Source organism: Leifsonia sp. PARNA 1/14 (assembly GCF_055720965.1).
Genome location: NZ_JBVQSP010000003.1, coordinates 1 through 18,861 on the forward strand (window position 1 = coordinate 1; position 18,861 = coordinate 18,861).

At 71.3% G+C, this 18,861-nt stretch carries 15 protein-coding genes; all 15 read right to left on the reverse strand.

Features of this window, described 5'->3' with window-relative positions:
* Positions 1-683 (reverse strand): nucleotide sugar dehydrogenase (locus AC0HS0_RS09560; protein ID WP_472963567.1); only part of this gene is annotated, 683 nt, incomplete at its 3' end.
* On the reverse strand, positions 683-1,357 hold the full coding sequence (locus AC0HS0_RS09565) for a thymidine kinase (RefSeq protein WP_472963569.1): 675 nt from the start codon (positions 1,355-1,357) through the stop codon (positions 683-685). The genes AC0HS0_RS09565 and AC0HS0_RS09560, both read right to left, overlap by 1 nt.
* 28 nt (positions 1,358-1,385) lie before the next feature.
* Positions 1,386-2,060: a response regulator transcription factor gene (locus AC0HS0_RS09570; protein WP_472963570.1), complete on the reverse strand. Its 675-nt coding sequence runs from the start codon at positions 2,058-2,060 to the stop codon at positions 1,386-1,388.
* Positions 2,057-3,268, reverse strand: coding sequence for a hypothetical protein (locus AC0HS0_RS09575; RefSeq protein ID WP_472963572.1), 1,212 nt, complete (start codon positions 3,266-3,268; stop codon positions 2,057-2,059). The genes AC0HS0_RS09570 and AC0HS0_RS09575 overlap by 4 nt, the downstream gene beginning before the upstream one ends.
* Complete coding sequence (locus AC0HS0_RS09580; RefSeq protein ID WP_472963573.1) at positions 3,265-4,461, reverse strand: sensor histidine kinase; 1,197 nt, start codon at positions 4,459-4,461, stop codon at positions 3,265-3,267. The genes AC0HS0_RS09575 and AC0HS0_RS09580 overlap by 4 nt, the downstream gene beginning before the upstream one ends.
* A 151-nt stretch (positions 4,462-4,612) precedes the next feature.
* The gene (locus tag AC0HS0_RS09585; protein ID WP_472963574.1) at positions 4,613-5,722 is read right to left on the reverse strand and encodes an Rv2578c family radical SAM protein; all 1,110 of its coding nucleotides are present in this window, start codon (positions 5,720-5,722) and stop codon (positions 4,613-4,615) included.
* 55 nt (positions 5,723-5,777) lie between these two features.
* Positions 5,778-7,388, reverse strand: coding sequence for an ABC-F family ATP-binding cassette domain-containing protein (locus AC0HS0_RS09590; protein ID WP_472963575.1), 1,611 nt, complete (start codon positions 7,386-7,388; stop codon positions 5,778-5,780).
* Positions 7,389-7,646: 258 nt separating this feature from the next.
* A complete protein-coding gene (locus AC0HS0_RS09595; RefSeq protein ID WP_472963576.1) occupies positions 7,647-9,149 on the reverse strand; it encodes a malate:quinone oxidoreductase in 1,503 nt (500 codons plus the stop codon).
* A 154-nt stretch (positions 9,150-9,303) separates the two neighbouring features.
* Entirely contained in the window at positions 9,304-10,377 is a 1,074-nt protein-coding gene (locus tag AC0HS0_RS09600) for an aspartate-semialdehyde dehydrogenase (protein ID WP_472963577.1), read from the reverse strand.
* An 84-nt stretch (positions 10,378-10,461) separates the two neighbouring features.
* A complete protein-coding gene (locus tag AC0HS0_RS09605; RefSeq protein WP_241704658.1) occupies positions 10,462-11,748 on the reverse strand; it encodes an aspartate kinase in 1,287 nt (428 codons plus the stop codon).
* Positions 11,749-11,849: 101 nt separating this feature from the next.
* Positions 11,850-12,446 (reverse strand): recombination mediator RecR, encoded by a 597-nt coding sequence (gene recR, locus AC0HS0_RS09610; RefSeq protein ID WP_208039964.1) that lies wholly within the window; start codon positions 12,444-12,446, stop codon positions 11,850-11,852.
* Between the two features lie 4 nt (positions 12,447-12,450).
* A complete protein-coding gene (locus AC0HS0_RS09615) occupies positions 12,451-14,865 on the reverse strand; it encodes a DNA polymerase III subunit gamma and tau (protein ID WP_472963579.1) in 2,415 nt (804 codons plus the stop codon).
* A gap of 35 nt (positions 14,866-14,900) precedes the next feature.
* The gene (locus AC0HS0_RS09620; RefSeq protein WP_472963581.1) at positions 14,901-16,169 is read right to left on the reverse strand and encodes an acyl-CoA thioesterase/BAAT N-terminal domain-containing protein; all 1,269 of its coding nucleotides are present in this window, start codon (positions 16,167-16,169) and stop codon (positions 14,901-14,903) included.
* The gene (locus tag AC0HS0_RS09625) at positions 16,166-17,491 is read right to left on the reverse strand and encodes an acyl-CoA thioesterase/bile acid-CoA:amino acid N-acyltransferase family protein (RefSeq protein ID WP_472963582.1); all 1,326 of its coding nucleotides are present in this window, start codon (positions 17,489-17,491) and stop codon (positions 16,166-16,168) included. Before AC0HS0_RS09625 ends, AC0HS0_RS09620 begins: the two co-directional genes overlap by 4 nt.
* Positions 17,488-18,849, reverse strand: coding sequence for an acyl-CoA thioesterase/BAAT N-terminal domain-containing protein (locus AC0HS0_RS09630; RefSeq protein ID WP_472963583.1), 1,362 nt, complete (start codon positions 18,847-18,849; stop codon positions 17,488-17,490). Before AC0HS0_RS09630 ends, AC0HS0_RS09625 begins: the two co-directional genes overlap by 4 nt.
* Positions 18,850-18,861 lie beyond the last annotated feature (12 nt).

The window sequence follows — 18,861 nt, forward strand, 5'->3', positions numbered from 1 at the left end:
ATCTCGGCCATCGCGTTGATGAAGGAGATCTTCGTGGCTAAGAACGCGTTCGCCGCGACCTTCACCAACTCCGCCGTGGCGTAGTCCGTGACGATGACAGGTGTTCCGTTCGCCACCGCGCTGGCGTACACCTCGTCGAGGATGCGCGCGGCACGCTCGCCCCGCTCACCCTCGGGGACGCCGTAGACCAGCCGGTCGGGACTCACGGTGTCCTTGACGGCGAAGCCCTCGCGCAGGAATTCCGGGTTCCAGGCGAGCGTCGCGCCGGGCACGCGCTCGGCGACGAGCTCCGCCAGCCGGGAGGCGGTGCCGACCGGGACGGTGCTCTTGCCGACGATCACGTCGCCGGGCGAGACGTGCTCCAGGAGGGAGTCGAAGGCGGCGTCCACGAACCGGAGGTCGGCGGCGTCGCCCTCCGCGGACTGCGGCGTGCCCACGGCGACGAAGTGCACGTCGGCATCCGCGATCGCGGCGAAGTCCGTCGTGAACCGCAGCCGCCCGCTGGCGGTGGCGGAGGCGAGCACGTCCGGGAGGCCGGGCTCGAAGAATGGCGCCCGCGCCTCCGACAACGCAGCGATCTTCGCCTCGTCGACGTCTACGCCGACCACGGTGTGACCCAGGTCGGCCATGGCGGCGGCGTGCACGGCTCCGAGGTAGCCGACGCCGATGACGGAGATACGCATCAGGTGAAGTCCGAATCCGGTTCGCTGTCGTACGCGGTCGCCGCGCTCACCGGCCAGTGCCGCCGGCCGTTGTTCAGCACGCCCTGACTCTCGTCGAGGTAGCAGTTGCCGCAGAGCGCCTCGTAGCTCACCTCGGCGCCGTCGATGGCTACCTGGTCGCCGTCGAAGACGAAGATGCCGTCGATCTTGCGCGCGTTGAAGATGGCCTTGCGCCCACAGCGGCAGATCGTCTTCAGCTCCTCGAGGCTGTGGGCGACCTCCAGGAGGCGCCTGCTGCCGGGGAAAGCGACCGTCTGGAAGTCGGTGCGGATGCCATAGGCGAGCACCGGGATGTCGTCGAGCAGCGCGATCCGCAGCAGGTCGTCGATCTGCGTCTCGGTGAGGAACTGCGCCTCGTCGACCAGCAATGCGCTCACGTCGCGGTCGAAGCGCTTGATCGTGCGCTCCCTGTGCTGCTGGAACTTGCCGTACGCGTCGGTCTCCGGAGCGATCAGGAAGTCGACCTGCCGGGTCACGCCGAGCCGCGACAGGATGCCCATGTCGCCCTTGGTGTCGATCTCGGGCTTGGCGAGCAGCACGCGATGCCCTCGCTCTTCGTAGTTGTACGCCGCCTGCAGCATTGCCGTGCTCTTGCCGCTGTTCATCGCGCCGTAGCGGAAATACAGTTTTGCCACGGAGCAATCCTATGCGGGCGGCGGATACCTAGGTGAGGTAGCCGTCTTCAGCGGCGCGGCGGATGAGGTCGGCGCGCGAACTCGTGGGCCTGCCGACCTTGCCGTACTTCTCGCGGACGCGCCGCAGATACGTCTTGGCGGTCTCGTACTGGACGTTCATCGCCCGAGCGACCTCCGAGGTCGTGCGGCCGTCGGCGTACAGCACGAGCGCCTGCCGTTCGCCGTCGCTCAACTTGGGTCGGGAGGCCTCCGGAACCGTCGGGCGCGGACGCCAGGCCGGCTTCGGCTCTCCGGCGGAGCCGTCCCTGCCCATCGCGGCGAGCGACACGGCGATCAGCTCGGCCATCGGCTGGGTCTTCGTGACGTACGCGACCGCACCGGCAGCGAGCGCCGCATCGCGGTCCTCCTGCGTGTCGACCGCGCTCAACACGACGACTTTGGCGCCCGCCGCTCGGCAGGTGCGGACCCGCGCGCCGATCGAGACCGATTCGCGCAACTGGAGGTCCATGATGACGAGGTCGGTCGGGAAGGCATCGCTGTGCACCAGCTCCAGCCAGCTCTCCGCGCGCACGACGAGGTCGAACTCCGGCGCGTTGCGCTCGATCCAGGTGGCGAGACTGTCGAGAAGGATTTCGTGGTCGTCGAGGATGGCCAGCCGGATCGGCGGCGACGATGGTGCGGGGCGTGCTGCTGCGGTGCTCATGGTGTCCGCCTCCCAGGGTATGCGAACCGCACGGTGAATCCCCCCTCGCGCACCCGCATCGACGCCTCCATCGACACGGACTGCAGCGCGCTGAGGAATGGGACGAGCGCCGAACGCAGCACCCGACGGGTTTCGTGCGCTCGGGCGGTGAGCACGAATACCGGGCGGTCCGGCTCCGAGACCGCGACGGTGACGCTCGACGGGTCGAGCCCGGGCAGGTCGGCGACGGTGCCGATCAGCGCACCGACGATCGCGCGCTGCTCTTCACTCAGCACCCGCTCGAGCCGATCGGGATCGTCGATACGCGACCGGCGCTGGGTGCCTCCGGCTGATCCGCGGCCCGCGAGAGCGAGGTCCACCGTCTCGGCGAGCCAGGTGCGACCGACCGCGTCGACCGCCGCGCGGCGCAGGCTGGTCGCGATGGCCCGCGCCCGCTCGCGGTCTTCCGGCGTGATACGACCGGAGGCCAGGAGCTCGGTGAGGAACGGAACGGCTTCCGCGTTGAGAGCGGTCGCACGCTCCTGCGCCACCATCCGTTCGGCTACCTGCCTCAGCTCGCCTTCCAACCGCAGCTGACCACCGCGGGCGACCTCGCGCCAGCGCAGGGTCTCGCCCGTCATCGTCCAGGCGTAGCCTGCGCCCCCGAACGCGAGCGCCAGAACCGGTGTCGCGGCGACCGTCGCGTACACCGCCGGATGGTTCGCGATGATGATGGACGACGCCTGCGCAGCGGCCAGCGCTCCGAGGACCACTGCGGAGACTGTCGCGGTCGTGAGCACCTCGGCCACGGGGCGGTAGAGCGGCATCGCCGTCAGAAGGAGGGCGACAGCGATCTGGCCCCAGTCGTCCTGGATGCGCTGGTTGTCGCCCCATACGGCAGCGTCGAACAGCACGGCCGAGGCGAGCGCGACGCCGATGATCGCCAGATGTGACCACAGGCCGACGGGCGCGAGCCCGGGATGCGTGCGGATCGCGGCGACGACCACCGCCACCAGGAGCACGACGAGCGCCCACACGACCAGCGCCGGGCTGCGCAGCTGCCCCAGGTGAACGAGTGTCGAGTACAGCGCGTAACCCACGGCGACCACGCCGATCAGCGGCACCAACAGCCATGCCGACTGCACTCCCAGCGGATCCAGCCGCTGCGGTGTGCGCTCGACCGGCATCGACCGGTAGCGCACGATGGTCTCGGTGATCACGGGGTTCATACGTCCTCCGCCGTGGGCAGCGTCATGATCACGGTCGTGCCGACGTCCTCGCTCGAGTAGACCGTCACCGTGCCGCCCACCTTGCTGATGCGATCGTGCACCGACTGCCGCAAGCCCAGCCGGTCGGCGCTCATGGACGTCACGGCGAAGCCGCGACCTCCGTCGACGACCATGACGGAGACGGAGCGGTCGCTGGAAGACACGGCCACCTCGGCTGTCGCGCTGCCCGAGTGCCGGAGGACGTTCACCAGGCACTGCCGCACGGCGAGCCCGACGGCGCGCCGCGAGTCGTCGGCGAGACGGGCGACGGCGTCGCGGTCGCCGGAGACGTCGACGGCGAGCCCCTCGTCACGGGCGTCCTCGATGGCACGCCGCAGCTCGCTCTCGTACCAGAGGTCGTCGTCGGCCTGCAGCATCGGAGGCGAGGCGTCGGCAGGGATGGCGGCTCCTCCGAGCACGCGCAGGTCGGATTCGATGCGAGCGCGCAGCCGCTGCGGGAGGTCGCCGGACTCGGTCGCGGCGACGGCGGCCAGTTCGCTGAGCACGGTGTCGTGGAGGTCGGCGGTGGACTCGGCCAGCAGCTCCCGCCGCAGGTCCACGAGACGGGCGTCGCGGACGGCCCGGTGGATGGCCGACTGGGGTCGCGATCGTGTGCCGCGCGTGAGCCCGTCGAACGCGAGCACGCCGACGAGCAGCAGGTAGGCGCCGAGCGAGATCGCGTCGGGCCGGAAGACGCGCTCCGCCGCGCTCGCGCCCAGCAGCACGGCAGCCTCGGCGAGCGCGAACCCGAGCGTGGCCCAGAGGATCCCCGCAAGCGCCCCGGTTCCCGTTCCGCCCACCAGCGTCATAGCGATGACCGGGAGGGCGACCACGAACAGGTTGGTGTCGCGGTAGGTGGGCGTGCTCTCGAAGAGGAGGTAGACGTAGAAGAAGGTGCACACGGCGCCGACGAGCAGGTACGCGACGGTCAGCACCACGGTGCGCCCACGCGACAGCAGAAGCAGCAGCAGGATCATCGGCACCAGCACGAGCGTGCTGATCCAGGACCCGACCCCGGTCGTCCCGCCCACCGTCGATACCGCTACGTTCACGATCGCCATCACCAGGCACACCAGCGCGGCCCAGCGGGCTGCCACCGCCAACGCCTTGGAGTTGGCCGCCCGCGAGAGATGGCTGGGAAGACCGAGCGACACCGGGCTCCTTCGGCGCGAGTGGGGGGCCGGCGGACCCGCCGGAGAGCGCCGCTCGACCGCGACGCCCCAGAGGGGATTATGGCATTCCACCCGGCCGCTGTGTACCCCGGAGGTTCGGGCGTGTTGTACCCCGCGCGAGTGCGCGGCCTATTCAGAACAGCGTCGGCTGAACTCCGAGCGTCACGAGAGCCGACTCGGGGGCGACCTCCTGAGGCGCCACAGGCTCTAGGGTTCGCCGCTCGCCCTCGCCGTCGCGCAGCATGCCGAGCGCCGACGAGCGCACGCCTCCGGTCAGCGGATCTTCGCGCCCGCGCTCGAGACCGTGCGCTCGGATGAGCGGCTTGATGCGGGCGGCGAGCCAGGCCCGGTACTCTTTGGGCGCGTACGTTCCGCGGCCGTACATGCTCCGGTACTGCGGCAGCAGCTCGGGATGCTCGCGCCCGAGCCACAGGTAGTACCACTCCTTGACGCCGGGCTTCAGGTGCAGTGCCGTGTAGAGGACGCTCGTCGCGCCGGCCTCCTTCGCCTGCCGCAGCGCCTCGTCGAGGTGGGCGCGTGTGTCGGTGAGGTACGGAAGGATCGGCATCAGGAAGACCGAGCAGTCGAGACCGTGCTCGCGCACAGCCGTCACGGTCGCCAGGCGCGCCTTCGTCGTCGGTGTGCCCGGCTCGACCGACTGCTGCAACTCGTCGTCGTAGACGGCGATCGACATGGCGAGATCGACGGGCACGTGACGCGCTGCCTCGGCGAGCCGGTCGAGGTCGCGCCGGAGCAGCGATCCTTTGGTGAGGATGCTGAAGGGTGTGCCGGAATCAGTGAGGACGTCGATGATGCCGGGCATGAGCGCGTAGCGCCCCTCAGCGCGCTGGTACGGGTCGGTGTTGGTGCCCAGCGCGACCGGATGATGCCCCCAGCTCGGCTTCGCGAGCTCTTTGCGCAGCACGTCGGCCACGTTGACTTTGACGATGATCTCCTGGTCGAAGTCTTTGCCCTGATCGAGCTCGAGATAGCTGTGGGTGGGGCGGGCGAAACAGTACACGCAGGCATGAGAGCACCCACGGTACGGGTTGATGGTCCACCCGAACGGCATCGGCCCTCCCCCGCCCGGGATCTTGTTGAGGGCCGACTTGGCGAGGACCTCGTGGAAGGTGATGCCCGCGAATTCGGGCGTACGCACCGACCTCACCAGGTTGTTCAACCGGGCGAGACCGGGCAGGGCCGACGGCGTCTCCACCGCCAGTTCCTGCCCGCTCCACCTCATGAACCTATTCGAACATATGTTCGAATCTTCGTCAAGCCGCGCCGCGCGGTGGCGCTCACAATGCCACCACCTCCCCGTTCCAGCGCGACCGCAGCCACCTGTCGTGGCTCGCCACCACGACGGCGCCGGGGTAGCCGCCCAGCGCCTCCTCCAGCTCGGTCGCGAGTCCGAGTGAGAGGTGGTTCGTCGGCTCGTCGAGCAGGAAGACGTGCGGCGGCCGCGCCATGATGAGCGCGAGCGCCAGCCGGCGCTGCTGTCCGACCGAGAGCACTCCGACCTCCCGGTCGAGGTCGCGCGGCGCGATGAGCCCCAGCCCCGACAGGGGCACCGTCTCCGCACGCCGCTCGCCGAGCGCCAGCTCGTAGATCCGCCGCGGCGTCTGCGTCGGGTCGGCGAAGCGCACATCCTGCTCCAGGAGCTCGACCCGCAGCCCGCGACGGCGGTGGACCGTCCCGACCAACGGGACGATCCTGCCCGCCAGCACGGAGAGCAGCGTCGACTTGCCCGCCCCGTTCGGCCCGGTGACCAGCACGCGCGACTCGGCCTCGACCGCGAACCGGCCCAGCGTCAGCCGCCCGGGCACGTGGAGGTCCTCCGCCTGCAGCAGCGACCCGGCCTCCTCGGTCAAGCGTTGGAATCCCGACGGGATCCCGGTAAAGCCCAGCGGCTTCGGCGGCTTGCGCACCTGCGTCTTCGTCAGCTCGTCGAGCCGGCCGTCCGCGTTGCGGATGCGCCGGCTGATCTGCCGGTCGAGCGTGTTGCCCTTGTACGACTTGACGAACTTGTCGTTGTCGCGCACCTTGCCCGACCAGGCGATCGAGCGGGCCGTGACGTCGACCGCGTGTTTCAGCGCAGCGAGCTCGGCCTGCTCGTCGGCGTATTGCTTGTCCCAGCGGGCGCGCTCGGCCGCCTTCTCGGCGAGGTAGGCGCTGTACCCTCCGCCGAAGACCGTCGTGCCGGTGCGCGTCGGATCCAGGTCGAGCAGTCCGGTGGCCGCCGAGTCGAGGAACGCGCGGTCGTGGCTCGCGAAGAGCACCGGGCCGTGCCAGCCGAGGAGCTGCGACTCCAGGAACGCCGCAGCCGCGTCGTCCAGGTGGTTCGTCGGCTCGTCGAGCAGCAACGCATCCGGCCGGCCGAGCAGCAGCGCGGCCAGCGCGAACCGGCTGCGCTGCCCTCCGGATACCTCGGAAAGCCGCCGGGCCAGCGGGATGCCGCCGACGCCGAGACCGTCGAGCAAAGCATCGCGACGCGACTCCGCCGTCCAGACCTCGGCCCGCTCGGCGGCACTCAGCGCGTCGTCGTAGCGCGCCGCCGCGGCCGGATCGTCGTCCGCGAGGGCGAGCGATGCGGCCTCCAGCTCGCGCTCGATCGCGCGAACCTCCGCGAGGGCGTCCTCCATCAGGGCAGCGAGGGTGTCCTCCGGCAGGAAGCGCACCTCCTGCCACAGGAAGCCCACGCGCCGGGGGCGTGAGACGATCCCCGAGTCCGGCGACTCGGCGCCGGCGAGCACGCGCAGGAGCGTCGACTTGCCGACGCCGTTCTCGCCGATCAGGCCGATCCGGGCGCCGGGAGGCACCGTCAGCGACACGTCGGAGAGCACGCGCCGGTCGCCGTAGCGCACTGAGACGCCGTCCGCGCGCAGCGGGGAGAGGGTGAGGGTATGCATGAGAACCACCTTCCGGGCGCTCCGTCAGGAGCAGATTCCCGCCGGGCGGACTTCCGTGGACGAGTTGCGCCGGAGCGCCCGGTGCTGGAATGACCAGGCGGCGCAGGACCTATGGGGTCGCTCACTCGATCGACGGCGCCTCGGGCGCGGGACGAGAGGAGGTTCTCACTTCATAGCGCCGCCGACTCTAACAGGTCGACGGCGCGGCTGTCCAGTCGGTCCGTACCGCACGGTACGGACCGACTGCTCGAGAGGAGGTCAGGCCCGGACGACCTGCCCGGCCGGCTGCTCCTCCAGGTCGAGCACCGCCGCGGTCTCCGCGAGCACGCGCGCGGCCTCCTTCGGGCGGTCGTTGAGCGTCGAGCCGACGGTCGGGATCAGCTTCTTGATCGTCGGCAGCCAGCCCGCGTAGCGGTCGGGGAAGCAGGTCTGCAGCAGGTCGATCATGATCGGGACCGCGGTCGACGCGCCCGGCGATGCACCGAGGAGGCCGGCGATCGAGCCGTCGGCCGAGGCGATGACCTCGGTGCCGAACTGCAGCACGCCGCCCTTCTTCGGGTCCTTCTTCATGACCTGCACGCGCTGGCCGGCCGTGATGAGCTCCCAGTCCTCCGACTTGGCGGTGGGCATGAACTCCTGCAGCGCCTTCATCTTCTTGGCGCGATTGGCGAGCAGCTCGCCGACCAGGTACTTGATGAGGTCGAAGTTGTCGCGCGCGACGGCGAGCATCGGCCCGAGGTTGCCCGCGCGAACCGAGCCGGGGAGGTCCCACCAGCTGCCGCTCTTCAGGAACTTGGGGCTGAAGCCGGCGTACGGGCCGAAGAGCAGCGAGGCCTCGCCGTCGACGACGCGGGTGTCGAGGTGCGGCACCGACATCGGCGGGGCGCCCACTGCGGCCTTGCCGTAGACCTTGGCCTGGTGCTGGGCGACGATCTTCGGGTCGGACGTGCGCAGGAACTGCCCGGAGATCGGGAACCCGCCGAAGCCCTCGATCTCGGGGATGCCCGACTTCTGCAACAGGTGCAGGGCGCCGCCGCCGGCGCCGACGAAGACGAATCGCGCAGTGGCCTCGTGCGGCGTGTGGCCGACCTCGTGGCGCACCTTGATGCGCCAGAGTCCGTCGGAGGTGCGCTTGATGCTGCGCACGCGGTGGTTGAGCGCGAGCTCCGCGCCGTTGTCGACGAGGTCGTCGACGAGCGCACGCGTGAGCGCGCCGAAGTCGACGTCGGTGCCCGCGGTCTGCCGGGTCGCCGCGATACGCTGCTTGGCGCTGCGCTTCTTGGTGAGCAGCGGCGTCCACTCGCCGATCGTCGCGGGGTCTTCGGAGAACTCCATGCCCTCGAACAGCGGCTGGTCCTTCAGCGCCTCGTAGCGCTTGCGGAGGTAGCGGATGTTGTCGCGGCCGCGCACGAAGGTCATGTGCGGGGTGGCGTTGATGAAGGAGCGCGGGTCGGGCAGGTGCCCGGCGGCGACGAGGGAGGCCCAGTACTGGCGGCTCAGCTGGAACTGCTCGTTGATGCTGATGGCCTTGGCCGGGTCGACGGAGCCGTCGGCGGCCTCCGGCATGTAGTTGAGCTCGCAGAGAGCGGCGTGGCCCGTGCCTGCGTTGTTCCACGGGTTGGAGCTCTCTTGGGCGACGGCGCCCAGGGACTCGTAGATGCGGATGCTCCAGTCGGGCTGCACGCGCTGGATCAGGGAGCCCAGCGTGGCGCTCATGATGCCGCCGCCGATCAGGACGACGTCGATGGGATCAGTGCTCACCAGACAATCCTACGGTGAGCGGCGCTCCCGACCTCTCGTCGCGCGGAGATCTGTCTCGACATCAAGACAGATCTCGCGCGGAGCGGCATCGAAGGGCACGTAAGCGCCCCTAAAACGGGGTTTTAGGGGCGTTTGCGTGCCCTTCGGCGGATGGTCAGCCGGCGACGCGGGTGCTCAGGCGCTCGGCGACGAGCTCCGCGATCTGCACCGCGTTGAGCGCTGCGCCCTTGCGGAGGTTATCGTTGCTGATGAATAGCGCGAGGCCGCGGCCCTCCGGGGCGCCCTCGTCGGCACGGATGCGGCCGACGAAGCTCGGGTCCTGGCCCGCGGCCTCCAGCGGCGTCGGCACGTCGGTGAGCTGCACGCCCGGGGCGACGGAGAGCAGCTCGGTGGCGCGCTCGGGCGAGATCGCCGACCCGAACTCGGCGTTGATCGACAGCGAGTGGCCGGTGAACACCGGCACGCGCACGCAGGTGCCGCTCACGAGCAGATCGGGGAGGCCGAGGATCTTGCGGCTCTCGTTGCGGAGCTTCTTCTCTTCGTCGGTCTCGTTCTGGCCGTCTTCGACGATCGAGCCGGCCAGCGGGATGACGTCGAACGCAATCGGGCGCACGTACTTGACGGGCTCCGGCATCGCGACGGCCGAGCCGTCGTGCACGAGCTGCAGGAGGTTCTCGTCGGCGACCGCGGTGCGGATCTGCCCGGCGAGCTCCTCGGCCCCTGCGAGACCCGATCCCGAGACGGCCTGGTAGGTGCTCACGATGAGTCGCTGGAGGCCGGCCTCCTCGTGCAGCACCTTCAGCACGGGCATGGCGGCCATGGTGGTGCAGTTGGGATTGGCGATGATGCCCTTGCGCGCGTCGGCGATCGCCTCGGGGTTGACCTCGGAGACCACGAGCGGAACGTCCGGGTCCATGCGCCAGCCGCTGGAGTTGTCGATCACGATGGCGCCTGCTTCGGCGAACCGCGGCGCGTGGGCCTTCGAGCCGGTGGCCCCGGCCGAGAAGAGCGCGATGTCGATCCCGGAGACGTCGGCCGTCGCGACGTCCTCGACGGTGATCTCCTGGCCGCGGAAGGGCAGCGTCGTGCCGGCCGAGCGCGAGGAGGCGAAGAAGCGGATGCTCTTCACCGGGAAGTCGCGCTCCTCCAGCAGGCGGCGCATCACGCTGCCGACCTGGCCGGTGGCGCCGACGACGGCGATGTCGAATCCGGGGGCGGTCTCGCTCATGGTGTGTTCCTTCGAGTCGTGGTCTGAAGTGTCGAACGGGAGGGCGGGCCGGCGCATTCCCTGGGCATGGAGGTGCGGCCGCGTCTAGCGGCCGGTACCGGCGTAGACGACCGCCTTCTCGTCGCCGTCGAGGCCGAATGCGGTGTGCACGACCCGGGCGGCCTCGGCGACGGTGTCGGCGCGCGTCACGACGGAGATGCGGATCTCGCTCGTCGAGATCATCTCGATGTTGATGCCGGCCTCGAACAGCGCCTCGAACAGCGCGGCGGAGACGCCCGTGTTCGTGCGCATCCCCGCACCGACGAGCGCGAGCTTGCCGATCTGGTCGTCGTACTGCAGCGACTGGAAGCCGACCTCGTCCTTCTCGGAAGTGAGCGCTTGCAGCACGCGCTGGCCCTCCGACTTGGGCAGGGTGAACGAGATGTCGGTGAGGCTCGTCGCCGCCGCGGACACGTTCTGCACGATCATGTCGACGTTGGCGTTGGCCTTCGCGACGATCTTGAAGATCTGCGCGGCCTTGCCCGGCACGTCGGGCACGCCGACGACGGTGATCTTGGCCTCGCTCAGATCGGTGGCCACTCCGGAGATGATGGGCTCTTCCACGGTTCCATCCTTCTTGGCGGCCTCGGCCGCCGCTGCTTCGTTGAGGACGTACGTGCCCTCTTTGTTCGAGAACGAGGAGCGCACGTGCAGGGTCACGTTGTGACGGCGGGCGTATTCGACGGCCCGGATGTGCAGCACCTTGGCGCCCGCTGCGGCGAGCTCCAGCATCTCCTCGCTGGTGATCCGGTCGATCTTGCGGGCGAGCGGCACCTGCCGCGGGTCGGAGGTGAAGACGCCGTCGACGTCGGTGTAGATCTCGCAGACCTCGGCGCCGAGCGCGGCAGCGAGAGCGACCGCGGTGGTGTCGGAGCCGCCGCGACCCAGCGTGGTGATGTCGCGGGTGTCGCGGTTGAAGCCCTGGAAGCCGGCGACGATGGCGATCGCCCCCTCGTCGAGGGCGTCCTGGATGCGGCCGGGGGTCACGTCGACGATGCGCGCTGCGCCGTGCTGGGCGTCGGTGATCATGCCGGCCTGACTGCCCGTGAACGAGCGCGCGTCGTATCCCATGCTCTTGATGGACATGGCGAGGAGCGCCATCGAGATGCGCTCCCCCGCGGTGAGCAGCATGTCGAGCTCGCGCGGGGCCGGGATCGGCGTGACCTCGTGGGCGAGGTCGACGAGCTCATCAGTGGTGTCTCCCATCGCGGAGACGGCGACGACGACCTCGTTGCCCGCCTTGCGGGTCTCGACGATGCGCTTGGCGACGCGCTTGATGCTCTCGGCATTCGCGACGGACGAGCCGCCGAACTTCTGAACGATCAGGGCCACAGGCTCTCCAGAACTCACGGGAGTGACCATTCTACCGGCCGGGGATATGCCCGATCGGCCATGTGACGGGGTTCCCCGCTGCAGGCGGGAGGGGCGGAAGGTCAGGAAACCTGGCGACGGCCCTCGAAGGCGCGGCCGAGGGTGACCTCGTCGGCGTACTCGAGGTCGCCGCCGACCGGGAGGCCGGAGGCCAGGCGCGTGACCCGGATCTCGAGCGTGGTCAGCAGGCGGCTGAGGTAGGTGGCCGTCGCCTCCCCCTCGAGGTTCGGGTCGGTCGCGATGATGACCTCCTGCACCGTGCCGTCGGCGAGACGCTGCATGAGCTGGCGAATGCGGAGGTCGTCGGGGCCGACACCGTCGATCGGGCTGATGGCGCCACCGAGCACGTGGTAGAGCCCGCGGAACTCACGGGTCCGCTCGATCGCGACGACGTCTTTCGCCTCTTCGACCACGCAGATCAGCTCGGGCGAGCGACGCGGGTCGCGGCAGATCGAGCACGTCGCCTGTTCGGAGACGTTGCCGCAGATCTCGCAGAACCGCACCTTGTCGCGCACCTCGAGCAGTACCTCCGCCAGACGCGTGACGTCGAAGCTCTCGGTCTGGAGGATGTGGAACGCGATGCGCTGCGCCGACTTCGGGCCGATGCCGGGAAGACGCCCGAGCTCGTCGATCAGCTCTTGGACGATGCCTTCGTACACGCCGCTACCTCATCCCCGGCGAAGGAGGCGCAGGCTGCTCCTCGAGGAAGGTCGCCCCGAGGATCTCGCGGACGACGGCCTCGCCGTAGCGCTGCGGCGCCTGGAAAGTGGGCGTGCGCGACCCGGCGGCCGGCGCGGTGCGCTCCGCCGGACGGTCGGCCGCCGGACGGTCGGCGGCGGCGGGCGCTGCGGCACGCTGCGGGGCGGCCGCGCGCGCGGGAGGTTGCGGTGACGCCACCGCTCCCGCGGTGGGTGCGGCGTTCCAGTCGCCGGCAGGCTCCTCCGGAACCACGGACTCGTAGGGAGGCTCGGTCTCCTCCGGGGCCTCCAGGTCGTCCGGCGGCACATCGTCGGCAGTGGCGATCGTCGACGGCTCGGCGTTCGGGGCGCTCGCGCGCTCGGCGTCGACCTGCGGTCGCTCCAGGGTGGCGACAGCGGACGGCACCGACGCCGGAATGGCGACGGTCGCCCATTCGGTCACAGCCGCCGACGGTGCGGACGCTGCGGCAGACGAGGGCGCCGACGACGAAGCCGACGACGCGGACGTGGACGGAGCGGGCGGGGCGACAGACGTCTGCGAGGCGGGGCGCGCGGGCGCGGCCACGCCGGCCGCGTCGCCGCCGGCGCCCGGCCAGGTCGGGGCCTCCGGAGCGGAGGATGCTCCGCCGCTCGGCCGCGAAGGAGCGCCGCCGGCGGGAGCTCCGTCGGCGCGCGCGATGAACTTGACCCGGATGCCCAGGATCTCGATGATCGCCTGACGCAGGTATTCGCTCACACTCTGGCCGCCCGCCGTCTGCGGCTGTCGGAAACTCTGCACGTCGTTGTCGCTCGGGAACGACAGGGTGAGCACGTCCTCTTTCAGCGAGCGCACCTGGGCCGTGAACACGACCATCCACGCGCTGCGCTTGGCGCGCTGGACCGCATCGAGGATCTGCGGCCAGGAGTCCTTGACCTGCTGCGTGGTCACCGCGCCGACCGGTGCAGGTGCGGCAGGTGCGGAGGCAGCGGGAGCTGACGGGGCCGGCTCCTCGGCCGAAGTCGCCGCGGTCGGGGTTGCGGCAGCCGCAGAGCGCTTCGGCGTCTCCGCCGCGCGTTCGACCGGCTCGGGCCTGGGCGGCGCCTCCGAGACGGGAGGGGTCGCAACGGGAGCGGTTGGCGCAGGCGTAACCGGCGCGGGAGCGGCCGGCGCGGTGGCAGGCGCAGCCGCCCGAGCCGGAGCCGCGGCGCGCACCTCATCGGGCCCGCTCGCGTCGCTGACGCCGACGCGGCGCTCGAGGCGCTCCACGCGGGCGAGCGCGCCGCGCTCGGTGTCGTCGCTCGACGGCACCAGCACGCGCGCGATCATCAGCTCGAGGTGGAGGCGGGGCGAGGTGGCGCCGGTCATCTCGGTGAGCGCGGCGTTGACGATGTCGGCCGATCGGCTGAGCTCGGCGGCGCCGAATTTCATCGCCTGCACGCCCATGCGGTCGAGCTCGTCCTGCGGCACCCCGCGCAGCACGGCGGCGGCGCCTTCGACGCTGGTCGCGGCGACGACGATGAGGTCGCGCAGCCGCTCCAGCAGGTCGTCGACGAACCGCCGCGGGTCTTGCCCGGTCTGGATGACGCGGTCGACCGCGGCGAACGCACCGGCGGCGTCGCGGGCGGCGATGGCGTCGATGACCTCGTCGAGCAGTGCGGCGTGGGTGTAGCCGAGCAGCGCGACGGCCCGCTCGTACTCGATCGCGCTGCCCTCGGAACCGGCCATCAGCTGGTCGAGGAGCGAGAGGGTGTCGCGCGGCGAGCCGCCTCCCGCGCGCACGACGAGCGGCAGGACTCCGGGCGCCACGGTCATGCCCTCGCTGTCGCAGAGGCCCTGGATGTACTCGAGCATCTGCGCGGGCGGCACCAGGCGGAACGGGTAGTGGTGGGTGCGCGAGCGGATCGTGCCGATGACCTTCTCGGGCTCGGTGGTCGCGAAGATGAACTTCACGTGCTCCGGCGGCTCCTCCACGATCTTCAGCAGGGCGTTGAAGCCCTGCGGTGTGACCATGTGCGCCTCGTCGAGGATGAAGATCTTGTAGCGGTCGCGGGCCGGGGCGAAGATGGCGCGCTCGCGGATGTCGCGGGCGTCGTCGACACCGTTGTGGCTGGCGGCGTCGATTTCGACGACGTCGAGCGACCCGGAGCCGTCGCGGCTGAGCTCGACGCAGCTGGCGCACTTTCCGCACGGGGTGTCGGTTGGGCCCTCGGCGCAGTTCAGGCAGCGGGCCAGGATGCGCGCCGACGTGGTCTTGCCGCAGCCACGCGGACCGGAGAACAGGTAGGCGTGGTTGACCCGGTTGGTGCGTAGCGCCGTCATCAGCGGCTCCGTCACCTGCGACTGGCCGATCATCTCGGCGAAGGTGTCGGGCCGATAGCGGCGATAGAGAGCGGTTACCACCCACACATGCTACTTGCCGCCGCCGACAATCGGCCTCAGTGGCCCGGGACCGACGACGGCGCGGTGAGCGCGGAGAGGATGTCCGCCCAGAGAGCCTCCCTGGCACGCTCCGTCGGCTGCGCGGCCGACCCCGTCGGCAGCAGCAGCGGCGTGTAGGGCGGCAGATAGAAGAGGTGCGTCGCGTCCGGGGCGCGCAGGTAGGCGTCGCCCTCGCGCTGCGGCCGTTTGGCCGCGGCGGCGTCGAGCCAGGCGCACCCGTTGGCGAGCTCCTCGTCGTGGCCGGCGCAGCCGAGCACGACCGGCCCGGGGATCCTCTGGAGGTCGAGCACCGCGGCGGAAGCGGGGTCGTGGGTGCCGGTCGTGCAGGGCACCCAGGCGCCGTCGACCGTCACCGTGGGGCTCGGCACCTGCGACGGGCAGATCAGGCCGGTCGTGCCTCCCGGCGCTATCGCCCCGTAGACCGTGCCGGGATACGCCGCCGCCGCCCAGAGCGCGAGCTGCGCACCGCGCGAGGTGCCGAACGTGAACATGCGCTGGTCGTCGACGCCCGGTTGCGACCGCAGCCAGCTCAGAGCGGAGAGGAACCGCTCGGCCGGGAAGCTGCGCACCGGGTCGAGCTGACCGGCCGAACCGTAGGTCGACAGGTCGAGCGTCGGGAAGCCGAGCGCGGCGAGCGTCGCCGCGGTGAGCACCCCCGTCTGCGAGCCGGGGTCGGTGCCGTCGAACACGATGACTCCCGGCCGCACGCCCTCCGCCGAGCTGGTGGGCTGGAAGTAGTCGCCCGTGATCCCGTCGTCGAACACGGCCCGCGCGGGTGCCGCCACCGTGAGGCCGGTGCGCTGCACACGCGCCTCCGCGACCGGGCGGCCCGCGACCGACGCCTGGAGGTCGACGGAGAACGAGGAACCGCCCCAGGTCACGTCCGACGTCGCCGCCTCGCCGGTGGTGCTGTGCAGGGTCCAGAACAACCCCATCCCGTCGGCCCCGGTGAACGGGGCCTTCATCGGCGCGTCTCTGGCCAGGTCGACGACGCCGTCGGCCGGCACGGCGTAGACCGCCTGCGAGGACCATTGGCCGCCGGGGCGCAGCACAGCGTGGATGGTGACCTGCTGACCGGGAGGGAGGGCGACGACGCGGATGCCGACCGGCTGCCAGACCGGGCTGGGATTCGCGCTGAGCTGGAAGCGCGGGCCCGCCGCGGCGGTCTGCGAGCTGCAGGCGGCCAGCGCGACCGCCGCGAGGGCGACGCCGGCCAGCGCCGCGAGCAGACGGCGGCGCGTCGTGCGGATCCGCGCGGTGTTCACGGCCCGATCGCTCCCTCCAACAGTGCGGTCACCCGCGACCAGAATGCCACGCGGGCGTCCTTCGTCGCCTGCGCGGTCTGGGGCGGCAGGTCGCTCAGCCCGATCGGGAGCATCGGAGGCGCGCTCAGCTCGTCCGCCGATCCGTCGGCGAAGAGCGTCTCGCCCGTGGCGCGAGGCCCCCGGGCCGCGGCGCCCGCGCTGGTCCAGTCGCAGGCAGTCGGCAGCAGCTCGTCCGCTGTGCCGCAGGCGAGCAGGAGCGGTCCCGGGATGCGGCCCAGCGGGAGGATCGGGGTGTCGGCGATCGTCCGGGACGGGTCGGCGCACGGAACGGGACGGCCGTCGTCGAGCAGCGTCGGCGCGCCGGCCGACGACGCGCAGAGTCCCGCGGTGGGACCGCTGGCGGCGATGGCGCCGTAGACCGCTCCCGGCTCGTTCGCCGCGAACCAGAGCGCGATCGGGGCGGCCGGTCCTGTGCCGTAGACGACGATGCGGTCGGGGTCGACGCCCGGCCGACGGGAAAGCCAGGCGCGCGCGGCGTCGAAGGTCTGCACCGAGAGCGCCGCCGACCCGGGGAGTTGCCCCTCCGGGCCGAACGCCGGAAGCGTCAGCACGGGGAAGCCGATGGCAGCGATCCTCCGTGCCGCGAACGCACCCGACGCCGCATCGTCGTCGCCGTCGATCAGCAGCACTCCCGGGCGCGGATGGACGAGCGTCGGCAGCGGAGTGAAAAGGGTGCCGACGCGCAGGCCCGGGCCTGTCGCCGGCGGGACGGCGTCGCCGGCCGCCGCGTCCCGGGTCAGATCGGCCACGCTCACATCACGCTCGACGCTCTGCGCCGCCAGCGGCGAGCGCTGCACCTCGGTCGTCGCGACCTGCACCCCCTGCTGCTGCGCGGTCAGCGCGATCCGCACGGGTCCCTCGGCCCAGGCGCGCTCCAGGTCGGTCTGGCTCACGGCGGGGCCGCTCATGCTCCAGAACAGCGCGGCGGCATCCGGGCGCACGAACGGCGCGGTGATCGGCTGCTGGGAGGAGGTGTCGACGATTCCGGTCGGGGGCACCGCGTAGAGCGCCCGCGATCTCCACTCCCCCGCCAGAGTCGTCGCCGTGGCGGTGAGGACGACGTCCTGCCCCGGTCGCAGGCCGGTCACCGAGACGACGACGGGATCGGCCGTCGCGTTGCCGAAGCGCGCCACGACGATCTGGGTGCCGCCGGCCGGGGCGGTCACACAGCCGCTGAGCGCCGCCACGGCCGACAGCACGCCTGTCGCCACGAGCGCGGCCCACCCGCGCCCCCGCCTGGCCGAGCGCGACCTCCCGGTCACGAGAGCACCGCCCGCAGCAGCTGTTGCCCCACCGCGTTCCAGAACGCGATGCGTGCGCCCTGCGTCGCCTGGGCGTCCGCGCCGGAGGAGTCGCCGCCGATCGGCAACGCGATGGGGAGACCGGGAGGCACCGTGACGGCGTGAGCCGCGCGCGCCTCCAGGAGGAGCTGATCGCCGGCGCGCAGCGTGCGGGTGCGCGAGAGAACCTGGAGGTCGTCGCACGCGCTCGCGAACACGCCGTCGTCGCGGCCGCAGATCAGGACGACCGGTCCGGCGACCTCCTGCAGTGACGGAGGAGCGACCGCCGGCCCGGGCTCACGCTCGCAGGGCAGCCCGACGCTCCCGGCGAAGACCGGTGACGCACTCGACCCGGCCAGGCACAACAACGATGACGCGCCGCCGCCCCCGAACAGTCCGTGCAACTGCTTCGGGAAGGTGGTGGCCGCCCAGACCGCCAGCTGCTCGGCCGCTCCCGTTCCGTAGACGAAGATGTGCCGGGGATCGACGCCGACCCGGTGGTGCATCCACTCGAGCACCGCCGAGACTGTGCCGCTGTCGATCACCGTCGAGACGTGCACCCCGTCCGGCGAGCTGACCGGGATGACGAACACCGATGCCCCGAACTGCGAGAGCACCGGAGCCGTGAACGCCGACGACGCCCCCGGCGACGGGTCGTCGAACATGAGCACGGCCGGTCCGGTCGGCCGCTCGATCGAGGCGGCGCTCCAGAAGGTGCCGATCGGCCCGTCTTCGTGGGTCTCGTGCGGCGGCGGCTGGCTGCCGGCGCCGTCCGGCGAAAGGTCGTGCGTGTAGACCGTGTCGGATCGCGCGCTGGAGCCCAGCCCCTGGAGCCGGAACGTCCGGCGCGCGACGACGCGATCCCCGTCGGCCGCGGTCAGCGTCACGGGACTGGTGTCGCGCATCCATTGCCGGGCGAGATCCACCGCGCCGAGCGACGGGCCGCGCAGCGACCAGAACAGGCCGGCGGAGTCCGGCCGGGTGAACGGAGCGAGCTGGGGTCGGTCATGGGCGAAGTCGATCGTCCCGTCGCCGCCGACGTCGTAGGTGGCCCTCGACGTCCACGTGCCGCGCGCCGAAGTGAGGGAGGCCGTGATCCGCAACCGGGTGCCGGGCTGCGCCCCCACCAGTTGCAGAGGAACCGGCCACAGCACGGAGCTGAACCGGATCAGGGGCGGCGTGACGAATCGGGGCCCGGCCGGGCCGTCGATCGTCGCGCACCCGCTCAGCGCGGCGACCAGGGCGAAGCCCGCTGCGACGGCCGTCGCGACCGCGGTGCGCAGGGATGCCCTCCGGGTGGGCCGTCCGACCCGCTCGGCCTCGTCGCCGCGCCGCCGCATGCCGCACCCGCC

Coding starts and splice junctions, on each gene's coding strand:
- AC0HS0_RS09590 (WP_472963575.1), bottom strand. CDS start 7,388: ATGCATACCCTCACCCTCTCCCCGCTGCGCGCGGACGGCGTCTCAGTG.
- AC0HS0_RS09600 (WP_472963577.1), bottom strand. CDS start 10,377: ATGAGCGAGACCGCCCCCGGATTCGACATCGCCGTCGTCGGCGCCACC.
- AC0HS0_RS09630 (WP_472963583.1), bottom strand. CDS start 18,849: ATGCGGCGGCGCGGCGACGAGGCCGAGCGGGTCGGACGGCCCACCCGG.
- AC0HS0_RS09570 (WP_472963570.1), bottom strand. CDS start 2,060: ATGAGCACCGCAGCAGCACGCCCCGCACCATCGTCGCCGCCGATCCGG.
- AC0HS0_RS09575 (WP_472963572.1), bottom strand. CDS start 3,268: ATGAACCCCGTGATCACCGAGACCATCGTGCGCTACCGGTCGATGCCG.
- AC0HS0_RS09585 (WP_472963574.1), bottom strand. CDS start 5,722: ATGAGGTGGAGCGGGCAGGAACTGGCGGTGGAGACGCCGTCGGCCCTG.